This is a genomic window from Devosia sp. A449 (assembly GCF_054489375.1).
Map to the genome: position 1 here is coordinate 118,067 of NZ_JBTMWU010000002.1, position 18,093 is coordinate 136,159.

Consider the following 18,093-nt stretch of genomic DNA (forward strand, 5'->3'; position numbering starts at 1 on the left):
GTAAGATGAGACTTCTGACGGCGACCCTGATCTGGGGCGCAATGGTGACACTGGCAGCGGCCGAGCCAGCGCAGTGTACCGTCACCGGCTACGACACCTTTGATTGCGATGTGGTGCTGGATGGCGGGGGGCTGACTTTTGGCCTGCCGGACGGAAGTATATTTGCCTTCACGCTGGAACAGGACGGCGTGGGATCGGCTTTCATCGTGGCGGCCGATGCCAGGCCGGGGCAGTTGCCCCAGGAATTGCACGAATTCCGGCCCGTCGATGCCAGCCCCGGCTGCTGGGCGCGCGACGAGGAATTCGCGTTCTGCGTGCTGGTCCAGCAATAGGACTGCGCACACACCACAGGGAGATTAGCCGTGGTGGGCGAAACATTTTCAGTTTCCGTCGGCAAGGCGAAACTCGCCGGCCGGCAACTCGGTGCCGGCGGCCTGCCGGTGGTGTTTCTGCATGCCGGGGTCTGCGACAAACGGATGTGGGACAGCCAGATGGACGTGGTGGCCGAAGCGGGCTGGCACGCCATCGCCTATGACCGGCGCGGCTATGGCGAGAGCGTCAGCGCCGACGAGGCGTTCAGCCATATCGACGATCTCGAAGCGGTGCTGCAGGCCTTCGATATTCATGCCGCCGTGCTGGTCGGCAGTTCGCTGGGCGGCGGGCTGGCGCTGGATTTCGCGCTGCGCCATCCGGGTCGGGTGATAGGGCTGGTGCTGATCGGCACCTCGGTCACCGGTGCGCCCTGGAGCGCCACCGAAGTCGAGCAAATGATCGAGGACGCCGAGGAAGATGCCTGGGAGCGCGGCGATGCCGATATGCTCAACCGGGTGCAGGCGCATGAATGGCTCGATGGGCCGCGCGCCAGCAGCGGCCGCGTTGGCGGCGCAGCGCGCGAGCTGTTCCTCGAGATGAATGCGCTGGCGCTTAATCAGCCCCGGCTGACTCAGGAAGAAGCCCCGCCCGATGCCTGGCGCCGGGTCAGCGCCGTTGGCGCGCCGACGCTGTTGCTGGTGGGCGACGAGGATTTCACCGCGCTGATCGACCGGCACGAGCATTTGTCGGAGGAAATGCCCAACACCTTCGCCGCCATGCTGGAAGGCGTGGCGCATATCCCCAGCATTGAGCGGCCGGAACTGGTCAACGCCATGCTGCTGGAATTCCTCGATGCCATCGAGGGGGATGATGAGGATGAGGGCGACGGCGACGAGTGAATGGGCACCCACCGTGATCGAGCCGGGTGGGGGTGCGAGAGCCCCGATATTGGGGCCAAACCACCCCCCACCCTTGATCCCTCCCCGCAAGGGGGAGGGTGTCGACTGGGCGTTTGTGGTTCCAGTTATTCCGAGATGTACCCACTTGCGCGATCTCAGGATGGGCCCCGGCTCAAGGCCGGGGTGACACCGTGGGTGGGGGAATTCCCAGCAAAGCTAAGCCGCCAGAATCCCGTCGAAATGCTGGTCCAGTTGGGCGGTGGGGGTGTTGGTCAGGTCCTTGTTCAGCTCGCCGACGATGGTTTTCTTGACGGTGGGAGAGATCGCCTTGCGCAGATCGCCCAGGGCGATGGGGGCGGCGGCGAGGATCAGGCGGTCGAAGGCGCCCTGCTGGTGCTGGCGGTCGAGCGTGGCGGCGACGGTTTTGAGGAATTCGGTTTCGCGATAGTCCACCGGGTCGGTGCGTGGCTCCATGGCGCTGCGGGCGCCGCCGGAGGAGCGGCCGCGGCCGGGCTTGTCGCTGACGATGTCCTGCGCCTGCAGCGGATCAATGGACCAATCCAGCCCGTCGACCTGTCGGAGTCCTTTGCCCGGGCCGGTATTTTCGACAATCCGCGCTTGCGCGCCGTTGGCGATGAGAACCCAGGTGACGATCTTCCGCATGATATGCTCCTGCTGGTGGTCGTGGTAAGGGCGGGCTCAGCGCTCGAGGCCTGCCGCGCCGACCTTTAGAAGGTTGGCCAAGACCATCAGCTTTGCAAGGCCCGCCGATCACAAACTCTGATTGGCCGACGCGCTCCGGCACTGCTATCAGAAGGCTTTCAGGCATCCGACCGGATGCGGAGTTTTTTTATGTCCCTTCCCGAATCTGCCCCGGCGGCGATTACCCCGGAGGCGGCCGCGGCGCCATCCAGCGCGACCGCGCATGATGGCCGCAACGGCATTCTGGCGGCGCTGGCGGCCTATACGATGTGGGGTTTCCTGCCACTGCTGTTCCGGCAAGTCGAAGCGGCCGGTTCGGTGCTGATCGTCGCCGAGCGGACCGTGTGGTCGCTGGTGCTGCTGACCGTCATCCTCGTCTTTTCCGGTGGCTTTGGCGACGTGCGGGAGCTGTTCAAGGACCGGCGGCGCGTGTTGGGCACGCTGCTGTCCTCGGTGCTGCTGGCGGGCAATTGGCTGCTTTATGTCTGGGCGGTAGAAACGGGGCAGGTGCTGGAAGCCAGCTTTGGCTATTTCATCAACCCGTTGGTCAATGTGCTGATGGGCATGCTGCTGCTGGGCGAGCGCCAAAACCGGCTGCAGACGATTTCCATCGGCATCGCGGCAGTGGCCATCGCCATTCAGGCCGTCGGGCTGGGCAATATTCCCTATATTTCGCTGGGATTGGCGCTGTCTTTCGGGTTTTACGGCTATATCCGCAAGACTGCCCATCTTGGGCCGGCCTCGGGCCTGTTTGCCGAGACGGCGCTGCTGACGCCATTGGCGGTGGGCTATGTGCTGTATAGCCTGGTGACCACCGGGCCGGGCATTCACGCCGATCCCTATCACATGACGCTGCTGGTGCTGACCGGGCCGGCCACGGCAATTCCGCTGCTGCTGTTCGCCCTGGCGGTGCGCCGCCTGCGGCTGACCACCATCGGCATGCTGCAATATATCGCCCCGTCGATCCAGTTTCTGCTGGCGATCTATCTGTTCGGCGAGCATCTCAACGCGATTCGGCTGTTCAGCTTCGGGCTGATCTGGGTGTCGCTGATGGTGTTCAGCTATGACAGCTTTCGCCGCCGCAAAGGGGCCGTCGCGGCTTAAAGCTCACAGCCGCCGCGTGGTGCGGATCAGTTCGGCCATGGTCTCAAAGATCTGGCCGAAGGGCGTCGCCTCGCGCCAGACCAGCGACAGCAGCCGCCCGGCGCCGGGCGAGATCAGGCTGTGGATGGCGATGCGCGGGTCGGTCGCTTCCTTGCGCAGGGCGATGGCTGGCAGCAGCGTCACCCCCTGACCATTGGCGACGAATTCGACAATGGTCGACAGCGAGGTGGCGGCAAAGGTGCGGCCGGACGTGTCGCTTTCCAGCCGGCAGGCGGCAATGGTCTGGTCGCGGAAACAGTGCCCCTCATCGAGCAGCAGAATGCGGTCGGGGTCGAGGCTGGCGAGCGAAACCGGGGTGGTGGTGGCCTCGTTGCGGCTGGTGGCCAGCACGAAGGCGTCGTCAAACAGGGGACGCTGCACCAGGCGCGGGCCACTGCCGGGCGGATCGGTGCCGATCAGGGCGACGTCGAGGCTGCCATCGGCAAGACCGGCGAGCAGCGCGTCGGTGCGGTTTTCGCTGACGATGAACGTCATGCCGGGCAGGCCCTGGGTGAGGGCGGGGAAAATATCGGGTAGCAGATAGGGCGCGACGGTGGGGATCAGGCCGAAGCGGATCGGGCGGGCCGGATGGCCGGCCTGGTGATAGGCGAAGGCGTTGAGGCTATCGGCCCGGTCCAGCACCTGGCGGGCGCGGGCGACGAATTCGGCGCCGAACGGGGTGAGCCGCGCCCCGGTGCGCAGCCGGTCAAATAGCGGGGTGCCGCAAAGCTCTTCGAGGCTCTGTATTTGCTGGCTCAGTGCCGGCTGGCTGATGCTGCAGGAGGCGGCGGCGCGACCGAAATGGCCGGTTTCGGCCACCGCCACGGCATAGCGCATCTGCTTAAGGGAAATTGTCATGATAGGCACAGCTTATCACAATGAGAGGATCAATCAATTTGCCTAATGGTGGTGTGTGAGGCACAACGGGAGATGAGTTTAGAATCGTTACAAGGAGCGCCGACATGAGCGACAAGATCAGAATGACCACAAGCGCTGGCGCGCCCGTGCCTGACAACCAGAATTCGGAATCGGCCGGTCCGCGCGGTCCGCTGCTGATGCAGGACTATCAGCTGATGGAAAAGCTGGCGCACCAGAATCGCGAGCGGATTCCTGAGCGCGCGGTGCATGCCAAGGGCTGGGGCGCGTTTGGTACGCTGACCATCACCAATGACATTTCCAAATACACCATCGCCAAGGTGTTTGGCGAAGTGGGCAAGCAGACCGATCTGCTGATCCGGTTTTCCACCGTGGCCGGCGAAGCCGGTGCGGCGGATGCCGAGCGCGACGTGCGCGGTTTCTCGCTGAAATTCTATACCGATGAGGGCAATTGGGACCTGGTGGGCAACAATACCCCGGTATTCTTCGTGCGCGATCCGCTGAAGTTCCCCGACTTCATCCACACCCAGAAGCGCCATCCCAAGACCAATCTGCGCTCGGCCACGGCGATGTGGGATTTCTGGAGCCAGAGCCCGGAAAGCCTGCATCAGCTGACCACGCTGTTCTCGGATCGCGGCCTGCCGGTGGCGCCGATGTTCATGAATGGCTATGGCAGCCACACCTATTCGTTCTGGAACCAGGACGGCGAGCGCTTCTGGGTGAAGTTCCACTTCAAGACCCAGCAGGGCCACAAGCATTACACCAATGCCGAAGCCGAAAAGATCATCGGCCAGAGTCGCGAGAGCTATCAGGAGCATCTGTTCGGCACCATCGACCGGGGCGAGTTCCCGCGCTGGACCATGAATGTGCAGATCATGCCCGAGAGCGACGCGGACCAGACGAGCTATAATCCGTTCGACCTGACCAAGGTGTGGCCGCATGCCGACTATCCGCTGATCGAGGTCGGCGTGGTCGAGCTGAACCGCAATGCCGAGAACTACTTCGCCGAAATCGAGCAGGCGGCGTTCTCGCCCTCCAACAAGGTGCCGGGCATCGGCTATTCGCCCGACAAGATGTTGCAGGCGCGGGTGTTCTCCTATGCCGACGCGCAGCGCTACCGCCTGGGCACGCATTACAACTCGATCCCGGTCAACCAGCCCAAGTCGCCGGTGCATCACTATCATCGCGGCGGGCAGATGAACGTCGATGGCGGTCTCAAGACCGGCAATCCGGACGTTTACTACGAGCCCAACAGCTTTGGTGGCCCGGTGGAAGACAAGTCGATCCAGGAGCCGCCGCTGCGTCTCAATGGCGATGCGGACCGCTACAATCACCGCGACGGCAATGATGATTACGGCCAGCCGCGCGCGCTGTGGGCGCTGTTCGATGACGCCCAGAAGGGCCGGTTGTACGACAATCTGGCCGCAGCAATGGCCGGGGTTCCGGATGCGATCATCGAGCGTCAGTTGGCGCATTTCCACCTGATCCACCCGGATTACGCCGAAGGCATCCGCACGGCTCGCGCCGCGCTGTCCGCACAGGTCAAGGACAGCATTTCCACGCAGGAAAACGTCGCGGCTGAGTAAGGCTGTTTGGCAGACGATGGCGTGGGCGAAAGTCCACGCCAAGCCCCTTGCGGCAGAATTGATCCTCGGCGAGATTGTTGCTGGGGGCTATCATGATACAATTCACGCCAGAACGCAGGCAGATTTTACTCTGCGACTACAATATGGCCGGCGTAGATCCCGAGATGCGTAAGGTGCGGCGTGTGGTTGTTGTCTCTCCGCGATCCTATAATAGGGCGGGGCGATGTGTTGTTGTCCCATTTTCCGCTACGCAGCCGCGTTCGCTTGAGCCGTCTCATGTGCCATTCGCCGACGGTGTGTATCGGGCCCTGACGATCGCCACCTGGGCAATTTGCGATACTGTTTCCCACGTATCGTTCACGCGGCTGGACCGCGTAAAATCTGGGCAAACCTATCTGCGCGAGTTCTTGTCGCGGGATGATATGGCACGTGTCGAGCAAGGTCTTGGGCATGCCCTGGGGCTGGTCTTATCTTGAATTTGTGCCCGCATTGGACTATGTAGAGAACACATCCCGAAAGGGACCTGTGGGGCCCGTGTGAACTGGAAACAGTTCCCGGGCCCTAAACTTTGTCCACATCCCCTAAAATTTGAATCAAATCTCGCTGTTCGCCTTCAGGGCGTGCAAGACACTGACGGCGCATGTTCAGGCTCTAGAGTGACGGCAGAAGCCGGGAGTGCGTGAAAATGAGCGAACTTGACCAGGGCCAACGGGCGTTTTCGAGTTTCCGGGTGCTGAATGGCGAGGATAACCATTCCGAGCGCGAGCAATTGTTCCGCAACATGGCGCAGCTCTTCAGCTATGTGTCGGATCGCTGCGACGACGACCAGGTTGCCCAGTATGACGAAGTGCTGTGTCAATTGGCCGAACTGGTCGAGGTCGAAGCGCGGGCGCATGTCGCCCAGCTGCTGGCGCCGCTGGAGCGGGCGCCAGGCACGGTGGTGGTCATGCTGGCCAATGACACTATCGAAGTGGCAAGGCCGCTGCTCGAATTCTCCACCGTGCTCTCCGACGATGATCTGATCGACATCATCGGCCGCCAGAGCGAAGAGCATCGCATCGCCATTGCCGGACGGGCCAAGGTGCCCGAGCGGGTGGGCGAGGCGATTGTCGCGCATGGCGAGACTTCATCTGTGGTGCGCCTGGTTCGCAACAGCAGCGCCGAGTTCGACAAGGCAACGCTGGAAAAGCTGGTAGAGCGCGCCGCGCGGGACGCTGAAATCGCCGCCGATTTGCGCAACCGTCCCGAGATTGACTGGAAGTCGCTGCGCGGGGAAATCGACTCGGTGGCCAGCAAGGTGCTGGAAACGCTGGGCGAGGTAAATCGTGGCATCGATCCGGTGGCGGCCGGCAAGGTCAACGCCGTGGTGTATAACCGGATGCGCAACCGCGCCGGCTTCTCGGCCACCGAATGGAAGGTCGCCTACAATCAGGTGAAGGCCCTGAGCGACCGCAAGCAGCTCGACGACCGGGCGCTGGCCCGTTTCGCCCGCTTCGGCTACGGCCACCACGCCGCAGCCGCGCTCACCGTGATCCTGCGCGTCGGCCCCGAAGTGTTCGTCAAATGGCTTGCCGGCCAGGATTATGTGGCGATAACCGTGGCGCTGAAGGCGGCGGGCCTGGCCTCGGATCTGTTCGAGGCGATTGTGGCGACGTTGCCGTGGCGCGACCTGCCGAGCGAAGCCGACAAGGCCATGGTGGTGAGCCGCTTCGAAGCGATCGATACGGACGAAGCCATCGGCATTTTCGAGCTGTGGCGGGCGCATTCCTTCCGCAAGCGCGCCGTCAGCGAAGGCCGGACCGCGGTCGCTTAATCTTCGCGTTTGATTTGATGGCATGGAGGCCCCGCGAAAGTGGGGCCTTTTTGTTTTCAGCGGAAGGCGGGTGCGTTGCTCCCCGTGTATCCATCGCATAACCCGCACATCCCTCTGGACCTGCTCCTCAAAATCAATATAAAGATATCTTTATATCTCGTGAGGGAGTGGATGGCGGCTTTGGATGAATTGGTGAGCGTATTGAAGGCGGCGGGCGAGGGCACGCGGCTGCGCCTGCTGGCGCTGCTGGCGGATGGCGATCACTCGGTCAAGGACTTGACCGAAATCCTCAAGCAAAGCCAGCCCCGCGTGTCGCGCCATCTCAAGCTCCTGGCCGATGCCGGGCTGATCGAGCGCAATGCCGAGGGGGCCTGGGCCTATTACGGGCTGGCGCAGGAAGGCCATGGCGCGGCGCTGGCGAGCTGGCTGATTGCCCGCGTCGATTGCAATGATCCCGACCGCAGCCGCGATATCGAGCGGCAGCAGGCGGTGCGCGCCGGCCAGCAATCGCGGGCCACCGAATATTTCGCCAAGGTTGCCGGCAGCTGGGATTTGCAGCAGCGGCTGCATGTCCCCGAAGCGGCGGTGGAAGCCGCCGTGGTGGCGGCGCTGGATGGCCGCAAGGTCGAGACGCTGATCGATCTGGGCACCGGCACTGGCCGCATGCTGGAGGTGCTGTCCGACGCTTACAAGCGCGGTATCGGCATCGATGCGAGCCGCGAAATGCTGGCGGTGGCACGCTCGCGCCTGGCCAGTTCGGGCATCAGCCATGCCCAGGTTCGGCTCGGCGATATCGGCGATGTCGAACTCAATGCCGGGCCGGCGGATGTCATCGTCATCCATCAGGTGCTGCATTATTTCGACGACCCGGGCCGCATGCTGGCGCAGGCGCGACGCCTGCTCAAGCCCGGCGGGGAGATGATCATTGTCGATTTTGCCCCGCATGACCTCGAATTCCTGCGCAGCGAGCATGCCCACCGGCGGCTCGGCCTGTCGCAAACACAGATGAGCGGCTGGGCCGCTGCCGCCGGCCTTGAGGTTGCGGCGGTGCGCGAGTTTCCCAGCAATAACAGTGAACGCGGACTGACGGTTTGCCTGTGGCGCCTCAGCGACAAGACCTGAACGGAACGATTATGCTCGACGACAATCTTCGCGCCAGCCGGCTGACGGCAGACCAGCGCCCGGAGCTGCAGATTTCCTTTGAGTTCTTCCCGCCCAAGACCGACGTCATGGAAGAAAAATTCTGGGACAGCGTGCACAAGCTGGCGCCGTTGCGGCCGCGTTTCGTCTCGGTGACCTATGGCGCCGGTGGCTCCACCCGTGAGCGCACTCTGCGCATGGTCAGCCGCATCAAGGCCGATACCGGCGTCGATGCGGCGGCGCATCTGACCTGTGTCGGGGCCACGCGTGACGAGGTCGACGCGGTGGTGCGCGGCTATCAGGAGGCGGGTATCAACCGCATCGTCGCTTTGCGTGGCGATCCCCCGGAGGGGGTGGGCCAGCCCTTCACGCCGCATCCCGACGGCTATCAGAACGCCGCCGATCTTGTGGGCGGGCTGCGCCGTATTGGCGATTTCGATATTTCGGTGGCCGCCTATCCGGAAAAGCATCCGCAAAGCCCGGACTGGGCGACCGAGATCGACAATCTCAAGCGCAAGCTGGATGCCGGCGCCGACCGGGCTATCACCCAGATGTTCTTCTCCAATGGCGATTATCTGCGCTATCTCGAACGCGCCCGCGCTGCCGGGATCACCGCGCCGATCGTGCCGGGCATCCAGCCGATCCACAGCTTCAAGCAGATCGCCAATTTCGCCGGGCGCTGCGGCACGTCGATTCCAGCCTGGCTGGCCGAACGCTTTGACGGGCTGGATGACGAGCCGGAAACCCACGCGCTGGTGGCTTCGGCCGTGGCGGCCGAGCAGGTGACCGAATTGCTGGATGAGGGCGTCACGGAGTTCCATATCTACACCCATAACCGCTCGCCGCTGGCGCTGGCGCTGGGGCGAATCTTGGGCCGGCGGCCGTAGGGGTAGGGGGACACGCCACTCAGTAAGGCCGGTGCGTGTGACACCCCCACCCTTGATCCCTCCCCACAAGGGGGAGGGAGACGATGAGCACTGACACCGCAACCTGCGCCTCCCTCACCTCGATGGGGAGGGAATGAGGGTGGGGTGGGGCCAAACACGCCGATCCAGCCCACCAGCCTTTAACCATACGTTCACCATGATCTGGTGCCATCAGCGTCTGGTCTGTGGGTCGGGAAGCGGAACGGCGTCATTCAGCTTCGGTTCAGCTCGCAGGCCGCATTGCTGGGCTTTGACCGCCATTTCATAAAATGGCCACGAAAATCCGGCTCTTTCGCCCTGCGGGCGGAGCAAATCGGGACGTAGAACCATGAAGATCGACCGTCGCATCACCAATGGCCTGGCTTGGGCCGGGGTTCTTCTCGTTGTCGGCGTGCCGGCAGCGGATTTGCTGTCGGCGCAGTTCATGGGTGGGCCAGATCGTTCGGCGCCGCCCCAAATCGCGGTGATCGAGCCCGAAGCGCCGGTGCCGGCGCCGCTGGAGCAGCGCCCCGATGCGGAGGAAGCAGCATCCGTTGCGCCGGTGGTGATCCAGCCGGCGGCGCAGACAGGCGATGCGGTCGACAGCTTCGTGCAATCGGGTCGTCCGCTGCCCAGTTATATTACTGGTGCTGACGCGCCGGTTGCGACTGCGCCGGTCCAGCCCAGTGCGCCAGCGCCCAAGCCTGCGGTCGCTACCCCGGCAGCGCCACCAGTGGTCAATACCGACCCGGTGGAGGTCGCAGCCCTGCCGCCCAAGATCGCGCCGGTGCCGATGCCGCTATCGATGCGGCCCCGGCCGGTCGCGCCGCCGCTGGCCAACGCCCAGCCTGCCGTGGTCATTCCGCCCAGCGTCACGGCGCCGTCCGCGATCACCGCTGCCGACCTCGAAGACTGGGAAAGCGGCCCGCTTTCGGAGTTTCTGGCCCGGCGCCAGCAGCAGGGCAGCGCTCCCGTTGTGCAGCCCGATTATGATCCCAACGGCTTCTTCCTCGATCAGGCCCCCAACCAGCCGCGCAATCGCGTCATCGCCCGCGAAGTGGACCCGCCATTCTTCTTCGGCAACTGAGGCAAGGCCGCCCTGCGTCCTCGGTGATGGACCGGGCGGCGGCCAGCCGGTATCGTGGTGGTCTTAATCGGGCAGGGCGGCTGTTCGATTCCCTCCAACCGCGCGGCGGATAGACAAGTGCATGCGCCAGCCTAGCGAGACGACGGACATGTGGCAGAGACTCGGCGAGCTGGTCGGCTCGTTCAGCCAACGCACTGGCCTAGCGGGATCGCTGGTCAATGCCCTCGACCCCGACAATTGGTTGCCGGGTGGGCGCGATGCTGCCTTTACCCTGGCGCTGATCGCGCTGGCCGCCAAGATGGCGGTCGCCGATGGCGTGGTGACGGCGTCCGAAGAGCGCGCCTTCCGCGCCACGGTGGAAATCGCTGCAGGGCATGAAGAGCAGGTGGCCCGGGTGTTCAATCTCGCCAAGCAGGATGTGGCCGGCTACGACGCCTATGCCCGCAAGGTGACGCGGTTTTTCGCCGATAGCCCCGATACGCTGGAGCATGTGCTCGACAGCCTGTTCTACATCGCCACCGCCGATGGCATGGTGCATGAGGCCGAGCTGGAATATCTCAAATCGGTCAGCGACATTTTCGGTTTTGACGATGTGCGCTTCGAACAGTTGGCCAGCCAGCATGTGCGGCTGGAAGCTGGCGTCGACCCCTATGCCGTGCTGGGGCTGGCGCCCAATGCCGATCCTGCCGAAATCCGCCGGGTCTATCGCCTGCTGGTAGCCGAGCATCACCCCGACCGGCTGATCGCCAAGGGCGTGCCCGAAGCGCTGATCGATGTGGCGACCGACCGGATGAAGGCGATCAACCTGGCCTACCAGGCGCTGACCAAGCCGCCGCTTTTGCCGCAGCTGACTGCGAATCCCGTCGCATAACGCCCCGCGAACGGCTTGACGCCCAGAGCGCGCTCCCGCACAACAGCGCCTGCCAGTTGACCGGGTGACCGCTGGCAGTGGGGTAACCCATTGCTGGAGGAAAGTCCGGGCTCCTTCGAAACACGGTGCCGGTTAACGGCCGGCGGGGGCGACCCCAGGGAAAGTGCCACAGAAAGTAAACCGCCAGCCTTCGGGCAGGTAAGGGTGAAAGGGTGCGGTAAGAGCGCACCGGGTGCCTGGCAACAGGGATCGCACGGTAAACCCCACCGGGAGCAAGACCAAATAGGGATGACGCGGGGCTTTATGCCCCAGCTTGTTTTGAGGCCAGATCATCCGGGTTGGTTGCACTAGGCGTCTGGTAACAGGCGTTAGAGATGAATGGTCACCACGTCGCAGGCCTCGGCCTGGGGCCCTACAGAACCCGGCTTATAGGTCAACTGGCGTTTTCCTTTCGGGTGGTGGCCTTCACCCCAAAAATCGCACGACCACCCGTGTGCCGGGGGCGGCGGTTTCGTAGTCCACCGTGGCGCCCAGGCTTTGGGCCATGGCTTTGACGATGCGGCTGCCGAGGCCCGTGCCCTGCGGTTTTCCGGTGCCGTCCCAGCCGATGCCGTCATCGGCCACGATCAGTGCGATGGACTGGCCGTCACAGCGGGTCATGGTGATGCGGATGTCGCCGCGGCCAAGGCCGGCATAGGCGTATTTGATGGCGTTGGTGACCAGTTCGGTGACGATGACGCCGATGGAGGCCGCTTTTTCGGTGGCAATGGCGAGGTTATCGGCAGTCACCAGAATGCGGGCGTCGTTGCCGGTGGCGCGCATGGTGGCTTCCAGCTCGGCGCCGAGGCCATGCAGATAGTCGCCGATCTGCACCGAGCGGACGTCGTCGGTGGTGTAGAGGTGGCGATGCACGCCGGCGATGGCCTGGATGCGGGCCTGGGTCTCGGCCAAGGCGTTTTTCGCCTCTTCATTGGATACGGCATTGGCCTGCAGCCCGACCAGGGCGGCGACCATGGCCAGGCTATTGGCGACACGGTGGTTCACCTCGCCGAGCAGGATTTCGGCGCGCTCCCGCGCTTCACGAATCTCCTGCACCGCCTGCGCCTTGGCGCGGTTGAGCTGCATCACCTGGACGGCCTGCTCGACAGCGCTGCCCAGCAGCTCGCGGAAATCGTCATCGACGGTCTTGAGGACATAATCGTCGGCGCCGGCCTTGAGCGCGGCGATGGCGACATCGGTTTCGATGGTGCCGGTGACATAGACCACCGCCGGCCGGTCGGGCAGGCCGACCATCTGCGCTAGCACGTCGAGGCCGGTGCCGCCGGGCAGATAGTGGTCGAGCACCACGACGTCGATGCCGCCCTGCCGGATGCGGGCCAGGCCCTCGGCACCATCCACGGCGTGTTCGACGATGAAGTTACGTCGCTCCAGCGCCTTCTGCACCAATCGGGCGAGGCCGGTATCGTCATCGACATAAAGCACGCATGGCGACCGGCTGGGCATGGTCAATCGGATTCCGGCACTTGCATCACCGAGAAGAACAGGCCGAGCTGACGGATCGCATTGGCGAATCCGTCATAGTCAACCGGCTTGGTGATATAGACATTGGCGCCCAGATCGTAGCAGCGCTGGATTTCGCGCTGGTCGTCGGTGGTGGTCAGTACGACCACGGGTGAGCGCCGCGTGTGTTCGTTGCCCTTGACCTTTTCGAGGATGTCGACGCCGGTCATGTCGGGCAGGTTGAGGTCGAGCAGCACCAGCAGTTGGCGGCCCTTGTTGATGGCGCCGGTGCCGTCCGGGCCCATCAGATAGGCCAGCGCTTCGGTGCCATTGGTGAAGGCGACGATCTGGTTGGCCACCCCGGCGCGACGGATGTTTTTCTCGATAAGGCGGGCATGCCCCTCATCGTCCTCGATCATGATGATGGTGACCGGCTTGCCGTCATGGCTCATGTCGTTTGACTCCCGAGATAGAGGCGCAGATCGCGCGGCAGGGTGATGGTGAACGTGGTGCCAACGCCCGGTTGCGAGCGCAGGATGATGTCGCCCCCGAGGCTTCTTACCATGGTGCGCACATGGGCGAGGCCAATGCCTTCGCCCGGCTGGGTCTGGGTGCCGGCGCGGCGGAACAGCTCGAACACGCGTTCGTGGTCGGTGGCGGCGATGCCGCGACCATTGTCCTCGACCTCGATTTCGATGTGATTGCCGGGGGCGGGGCGGGCGCGCAGGGTCACCGCTAGCGGCCGGTCAGGCTGCTGATACTTGACCGCATTGTCGAGCAGATTGCCCAGCACCTGCTCGAGCGACAACCGGTCGGACATGATGCGCGGGGCCTTCACGTCGACAGTCACCGAGCCGCCATTCTCGACCACCTGATGTTGCACGCTGGCGACGGTGGTTTCGGCGATCTCGGTCAGGTCGAGGGTTTCGGGCTTCAGCCGGCGGCGGCCTTCGCGGGAAATCTTGAGGATGGCGTTGATCAGCCCGTCCATCTTGCGGGTGGCGGCGCGGATGAAGGTGATGGCCTCGGGCAGGTCCTCGGTCGCGGCGACCCTGGCCTCGGCGAATTTGGGATCGCCGTCATCGGGGCGGTCCTTCATATAGTCTTCGAGCTGGGCGACGCTGGTTTCCAGCTCGCTGGTGAAGCCCATGATATTGACCAGCGGGGCGCGCAGATCATGGGTCACGATATAGGCGAAGCGCTGGATTTCCTCATTGGCGCGGCCGAGATCGGCGGTGCGCTCGCGCACCCGGTCTTCGAGGCCGAGATTGGCCGCCTCGATTTCGGCGCGAGCACTGGCGAGCTCGCGCGTATAGACCATCACCGTCCAGGCCGAACCGCCGACCACGGTGAAGATGACGAAGGCGGCGATGACGGTGACCCAGCGCAGGGCGGTGGCGGTACTACGCTGGTCGGTCACGCCCTCGGTCAGCCGGTCGTCGGCGCCGCCGATCAGCGAATCGAACAACACCCGGGCGCGGTCCATGGCGGCCTTGCCGGCATTGGTGTCGACGATGGCGATGGCCTGCTCGGCCTGACCGGTGCGCACCAGCTCGATGGTGCGGGCCATTTCGTTCAGCTTGACGTCGATATCGGTGCGCAGCTCGGCCAGCGAGTCAGTGACCTCGGGGTAGGGGGCCAGCATCGCCGTCAGACTGGCGTATTTGGTCTCGATCAGCGTCAGCGCTGCCGCGTAGGGCTCCAGATAGGCTTCGTCCTGCGTGATCAAGAAACCGCGCTGGCCAGTCTCGGCGTCCTGCAAGGCAGTGCGCAGATCCACCGCCGTGGCGCGTGTATCGCGGGCTTCGACAATTTCATCGAAGTAAACCTGGGTGCGTTCAACCAGCCAGATTGTAGTCCCGACAATGCCGACCAGCGCCAAAAGGCCGATCAACAACAGCATTACAGTGGACCGCACGAAGGCGTTGGTTGAAATGGGCAAGGCAGGCTCCAGCTGTGTCTCTGTTCATGGCGCAGAACCCGGACCCTCGCAATAGGCAATGGCCTTTCCCCGGTGATTTTGGACTGTAGCGTTGCTGGCGGGCGAAGATCGGTGTGCCAAACCGCTAATGGGAAACAGAATCTTAAGCGTCCTCATTCAAAGTGCTGGGGAATTTACCAACCGGCTTTCTCGGCCGGGATGTGGAGTAGTGGCCTCTATGGGCAAGCGTTCCATGCCCGAAACCAGCCCCAATGCTGGCCCGCATGTTCCCGTCCTGCTGGACGAAGTTTTAGCTGCGCTGTCGCCTTTGGCGGGCAAGCGCATTATCGACGGCACGTTTGGCGCGGGCGGCTATTCGCGTGCGCTGCTGGAAGCGGGCGCCAGTGTCATTGCCATTGACCGCGATCCGTCGGTCCAGCCGTTTGCCGATGCGCTGACTGCCGAGTTCGGCGAGCGCTTCGTCTTTGTCCCCGGCACGTTTTCCGCACTCGACAGCCTCGCCGCCGAGCATGGCTCGATCAATGGCGTTGTGCTCGATATCGGCGTCTCCTCTATGCAGCTCGATCAGGCCGAGCGCGGCTTTTCCTTCATGCGCGACGGGCCGCTCGACATGCGGATGAGTGGGGCCGGCCAGAGCGCCGCCGACCTGGTCAATACGCTGGATGTCGAGCCGCTGGCCAATCTGCTCTATGCCTTTGGCGAAGAGCGCAAATCGCGCCGCATTGCCCAGTTCATCGTCGCGGCGCGTGAAATCGCGCCGATCCAGACGACGCTGGAGCTGGCCCGCATCATCGAAAAATCCATCGGCCGCAAGCCGGGTGACGCCCATCCGGCGACCCGCTCGTTCCAGGCGCTGCGCATTGCCGTCAATGCCGAGTTCGATCAGCTGGTCGAAGCGCTGTTCGCCGCCGAGCGCCTGCTGGACGAGGGCGGGCGGCTGGTGGTGGTGACCTTCCATTCGCTGGAAGACCGCATCGTCAAACGCTTCTTTGATCCCGACAAATCCGGCCCGGCCCAGTCGCGGCATTTGCCGCAGGTGGTCTCCGAAGCGCGCCGCTGGGTCGAGGTGGCCAAGGCGGTCAAGGCCGGCGAAGCCGAAGTGAGCCGCAATCCGCGCGCCCGCTCGGCCATGCTGCGCGCTGCCAGCCGGTCCGACGCGGCGTCGCGTCCGGTCAAGTTCGACGGTCTTGGCGTGCCCCGGATCAGGGGTGAAGCATGATCCGCAATCTCAATATCATCCTGATTTTCACCAGCGTGTTCATGCTGTCCGGCGTCTATGCGCTCAAATTCTCCATCGAGAATACCGCCAGCGAACGCACGGCGCTGATTGCGCTGATCGATAGCCAGGAGGGCGAGCTGTCGCTGGTCAAGGCCGACGAGGCGGTGCTCAGCCAGCCGGGCCATATCGACCCGATCGTGCAGCGGCATCAACTGGCGCTGGCCATCGTGCCGGTCAAGCAGGAGCAGTTCGGCGCGTTTGACGCGCTGCCGATGCGCCCGGCCAAGCCGAACAGCGCCGCCATGGACTCCCTGTTTGAGTCGCTGGAAGCCGGTGTCGATCCGATCGACGCCATCCTCGAACTGGAGGGTATCGAATAATGGCGGCCACGACTGAGGGCAGCGGTTTTACCATCTCGCTCGACGGCGCCCGCAAGGCGCGCGGCAATCTCACCCAGGCCCGCATCCGCTGGATGGTGCTGGCGCTGGTGCTGGGCTTTGGCCTGGTCGGCGGCCGACTGGTGCAATTGGGCATGGTGGTGTCGGATTCCACCATTGAAGGGCAGGCGCGCGACGTCATCACCGCGACCCGCCCGCCGATTCTGGACCGTAACGGTCTCGAAATGGCCGTCGATATTCGCGTGCCGTCGCTGTTCGCCGAACCGCGTCGTATCATCGATGTCGAAGAGGCGGTGACCAAGCTGCGTACCGTGCTGCCCGACCTCAGCGAGGCGTGGCTGCGCACCCGGCTGACCGGCGACAAGGGCTTCGTCTGGGTGCAGCGCGAGCTGTCGCCGGCGATCCAGGAACGCATCATGCGGCTGGGTATTCCCGGCATCGACTTCATCACCGAATCCAAGCGCTTCTATCCGGGCATGAGCGAAGCCAGCCATATCCTGGGCTCGACCAATATCGACAATCAGGGCATTGCCGGCATCGAGCGGCATATGGATGGCGAAGACGTGGCGCTGCTGCAGGAGCTGGGGCTGGCGCGCGGCAATGCGCTGGCGCCGGTGGAGCTGAGCGTCGACATGCGCGTGCAGCACGTCATGCATGAGCAGATGCTGGATGCCATGACCCGCTACCAGGCGGTCGCTGCGGCTGGGGTGATGATGGACATCTATACCGGCGAGATCGTCGGCCTGGTGTCGGTGCCTGACTTCGACCCGAACGATCCCAAATCGGCGCTGGTCAAGGACAGCTTCAACCGCATCACCGCCGGCATTTTCGAGCCGGGCTCGATCTTCAAGACCGTGACCATGGCCGGCGCGCTCGATAGCGGCGCGGTGCGGATCAACGACCAGTTCGACGCGCGCTTCGGCATTCGCTTTGGCCGTTTCACCATCGACGATTTCCACGGCAAGCATCGCATTCTCAGCCTGCCGGAGGTGTATAAATACTCCTCCAATATCGGCACGATCCGCGTCATGCAGGCGATGGGCAAGGATAATTTCCGCGCCTTCCTCACCACCATGGGCTTCGATCAGCGCGTGCCGTTCGAGCTGCCGGAAATGCGCCTGCCGACGGTGCCCAAGGAATTGTCCGAAGTGGGCTCGGCCACGGCGTCGTTCGGCCACGGCCTGTCGGTGTCGCCACTGCACATGGTCACGGCCTATGCCGCCTTCGTTAATGGCGGCAACTATATCGCCCCCACGCTCTACAAGCGCGATGTGGCCGAGGCCGAAGCGCTATATCGGCGGGTGCTGCGGCCGGAGACCAGCGCGGATATCCGCTATCTGATGCGCCTCAACGCCCTGGAGGGTTCCGGCTCGCAGACCAACAAGGCGTCATTGGGCTACCGCGTTGGCGGCAAGACCGGCACGGCCGAAAAAGTGGTGGATGGGCGCTACTCGTCGAGCAAGGTCACCAATTTCTTCGCCTCGGCCTTCCCGATGGACAATCCGCGTTACGCCATGCTGATCATGGTCGATGAGCCCAAGGCGGAAAATCCGCAATCGGGCACCACGGCCGGCTGGAACGCGGGCAATGTCACCGGCCGCATTGTGCAGCGGGTTGCGCCAATGTTGGGAGTTGCCCCAGATTTCTCCGAAATGCTGGATACCAATCTCGTTCCACGTGTTCTCAGATAGCTTGATCCC

At 63.8% G+C, this 18,093-nt stretch carries 18 protein-coding genes and 1 other RNA gene; 14 read left to right on the top strand and 5 right to left on the bottom strand.

From position 1 onward, the window contains the following. The first annotated feature begins 5 nt into the window (after positions 1 to 5). Together ACX3OW_RS06345 and ACX3OW_RS06350 are read left to right on the top strand one after the other, a co-directional pair. The gene (locus tag ACX3OW_RS06345; RefSeq protein WP_459094919.1) at positions 6 to 332 is read left to right on the top strand and encodes a hypothetical protein; all 327 of its coding nucleotides are present in this window, start codon (positions 6 to 8) and stop codon (positions 330 to 332) included. Between the two features lie 30 nt (positions 333 to 362). After that, entirely contained in the window at positions 363 to 1,211 is an 849-nt protein-coding gene (locus tag ACX3OW_RS06350) for an alpha/beta fold hydrolase (protein WP_459094920.1), read from the top strand. 216 nt (positions 1,212 to 1,427) lie between these two features. On the opposite strand, the gene ACX3OW_RS06355 is transcribed toward ACX3OW_RS06350, so the two are convergent. Further along, the gene (locus tag ACX3OW_RS06355) at positions 1,428 to 1,874 is read right to left on the bottom strand and encodes a host attachment protein (RefSeq protein ID WP_459094921.1); all 447 of its coding nucleotides are present in this window, start codon (positions 1,872 to 1,874) and stop codon (positions 1,428 to 1,430) included. A 189-nt stretch (positions 1,875 to 2,063) separates the two neighbouring features. Between ACX3OW_RS06355 and rarD the strand changes: the two genes are divergently transcribed. Then, entirely contained in the window at positions 2,064 to 3,017 is a 954-nt protein-coding gene (rarD, locus tag ACX3OW_RS06360) for an EamA family transporter RarD (RefSeq protein WP_459094922.1), read from the top strand. A gap of 3 nt (positions 3,018 to 3,020) precedes the next feature. Here rarD and ACX3OW_RS06365 read toward each other — a convergent pair whose 3' ends face one another. Continuing rightward, positions 3,021 to 3,914, bottom strand: coding sequence for a hydrogen peroxide-inducible genes activator (locus ACX3OW_RS06365; protein WP_459094923.1), 894 nt, complete (start codon positions 3,912 to 3,914; stop codon positions 3,021 to 3,023). A 104-nt stretch (positions 3,915 to 4,018) separates the two neighbouring features. Between ACX3OW_RS06365 and ACX3OW_RS06370 the strand changes: the two genes are divergently transcribed. The 8 genes from ACX3OW_RS06370 to rnpB all read left to right on the top strand — a co-directional run bounded on the left by ACX3OW_RS06370 (position 4,019) and on the right by rnpB (position 11,779). After that, a complete protein-coding gene (locus ACX3OW_RS06370; protein WP_459094924.1) occupies positions 4,019 to 5,518 on the top strand; it encodes a catalase in 1,500 nt (499 codons plus the stop codon). 92 nt (positions 5,519 to 5,610) lie between these two features. Beyond that, positions 5,611 to 5,994 (top strand): type II toxin-antitoxin system PemK/MazF family toxin, encoded by a 384-nt coding sequence (locus ACX3OW_RS06375; RefSeq protein WP_459094925.1) that lies wholly within the window; start codon positions 5,611 to 5,613, stop codon positions 5,992 to 5,994. A gap of 209 nt (positions 5,995 to 6,203) precedes the next feature. Then, the gene (locus ACX3OW_RS06380) at positions 6,204 to 7,331 is read left to right on the top strand and encodes a DUF2336 domain-containing protein (protein WP_459094926.1); all 1,128 of its coding nucleotides are present in this window, start codon (positions 6,204 to 6,206) and stop codon (positions 7,329 to 7,331) included. Between the two features lie 192 nt (positions 7,332 to 7,523). Next, positions 7,524 to 8,453, top strand: a complete 930-nt coding sequence (locus ACX3OW_RS06385; RefSeq protein ID WP_459094927.1) for an ArsR/SmtB family transcription factor — start codon at positions 7,524 to 7,526, stop codon at positions 8,451 to 8,453. Positions 8,454 to 8,464: 11 nt separating this feature from the next. After that, the gene (gene metF / locus ACX3OW_RS06390) at positions 8,465 to 9,358 is read left to right on the top strand and encodes a methylenetetrahydrofolate reductase [NAD(P)H] (protein WP_459094928.1); all 894 of its coding nucleotides are present in this window, start codon (positions 8,465 to 8,467) and stop codon (positions 9,356 to 9,358) included. Positions 9,359 to 9,725: 367 nt separating this feature from the next. Next, positions 9,726 to 10,463: a hypothetical protein gene (locus tag ACX3OW_RS06395; protein WP_459094929.1), complete on the top strand. Its 738-nt coding sequence runs from the start codon at positions 9,726 to 9,728 to the stop codon at positions 10,461 to 10,463. A gap of 148 nt (positions 10,464 to 10,611) precedes the next feature. Then, positions 10,612 to 11,334, top strand: a complete 723-nt coding sequence (locus ACX3OW_RS06400) for a TerB family tellurite resistance protein (RefSeq protein ID WP_459094930.1) — start codon at positions 10,612 to 10,614, stop codon at positions 11,332 to 11,334. Between the two features lie 52 nt (positions 11,335 to 11,386). Continuing rightward, an RNA gene (gene rnpB / locus ACX3OW_RS06405) (RNase P RNA component class A) lies at positions 11,387 to 11,779 on the top strand. Positions 11,780 to 11,799: 20 nt separating this feature from the next. Here rnpB and ACX3OW_RS06410 read toward each other — a convergent pair. From ACX3OW_RS06410 to ACX3OW_RS06420, 3 genes are read right to left on the bottom strand one after another with little or no spacing between them, the layout of a single operon-like run. Beyond that, a complete protein-coding gene (locus ACX3OW_RS06410; RefSeq protein WP_459095461.1) occupies positions 11,800 to 12,837 on the bottom strand; it encodes a sensor histidine kinase in 1,038 nt (345 codons plus the stop codon). A 2-nt stretch (positions 12,838 to 12,839) separates the two neighbouring features. Further along, positions 12,840 to 13,286 carry a response regulator gene (locus tag ACX3OW_RS06415; protein ID WP_459094931.1) on the bottom strand — a complete coding sequence of 149 codons (447 nt, stop codon included), beginning with the start codon at positions 13,284 to 13,286 and terminating at the stop codon, positions 12,840 to 12,842. Further along, complete coding sequence (locus tag ACX3OW_RS06420) at positions 13,283 to 14,776, bottom strand: sensor histidine kinase (RefSeq protein WP_459094932.1); 1,494 nt, start codon at positions 14,774 to 14,776, stop codon at positions 13,283 to 13,285. The genes ACX3OW_RS06415 and ACX3OW_RS06420 overlap by 4 nt, the downstream gene beginning before the upstream one ends. Before the next feature lie 217 nt (positions 14,777 to 14,993). Between ACX3OW_RS06420 and rsmH the strand changes: the two genes are divergently transcribed. From rsmH to ACX3OW_RS06435, 3 genes are read left to right on the top strand one after another with little or no spacing between them, the layout of a single operon-like run. Further along, positions 14,994 to 15,995: a 16S rRNA (cytosine(1402)-N(4))-methyltransferase RsmH gene (rsmH, locus tag ACX3OW_RS06425; protein ID WP_459094933.1), complete on the top strand. Its 1,002-nt coding sequence runs from the start codon at positions 14,994 to 14,996 to the stop codon at positions 15,993 to 15,995. Then, positions 15,992 to 16,375: a hypothetical protein gene (locus tag ACX3OW_RS06430; protein WP_459094934.1), complete on the top strand. Its 384-nt coding sequence runs from the start codon at positions 15,992 to 15,994 to the stop codon at positions 16,373 to 16,375. Before rsmH ends, ACX3OW_RS06430 begins: the two co-directional genes overlap by 4 nt. After that, complete coding sequence (locus tag ACX3OW_RS06435; protein WP_459094935.1) at positions 16,375 to 18,084, top strand: peptidoglycan D,D-transpeptidase FtsI family protein; 1,710 nt, start codon at positions 16,375 to 16,377, stop codon at positions 18,082 to 18,084. Before ACX3OW_RS06430 ends, ACX3OW_RS06435 begins: the two co-directional genes overlap by 1 nt. The last annotated feature ends 9 nt before the right edge of the window (positions 18,085 to 18,093 follow it).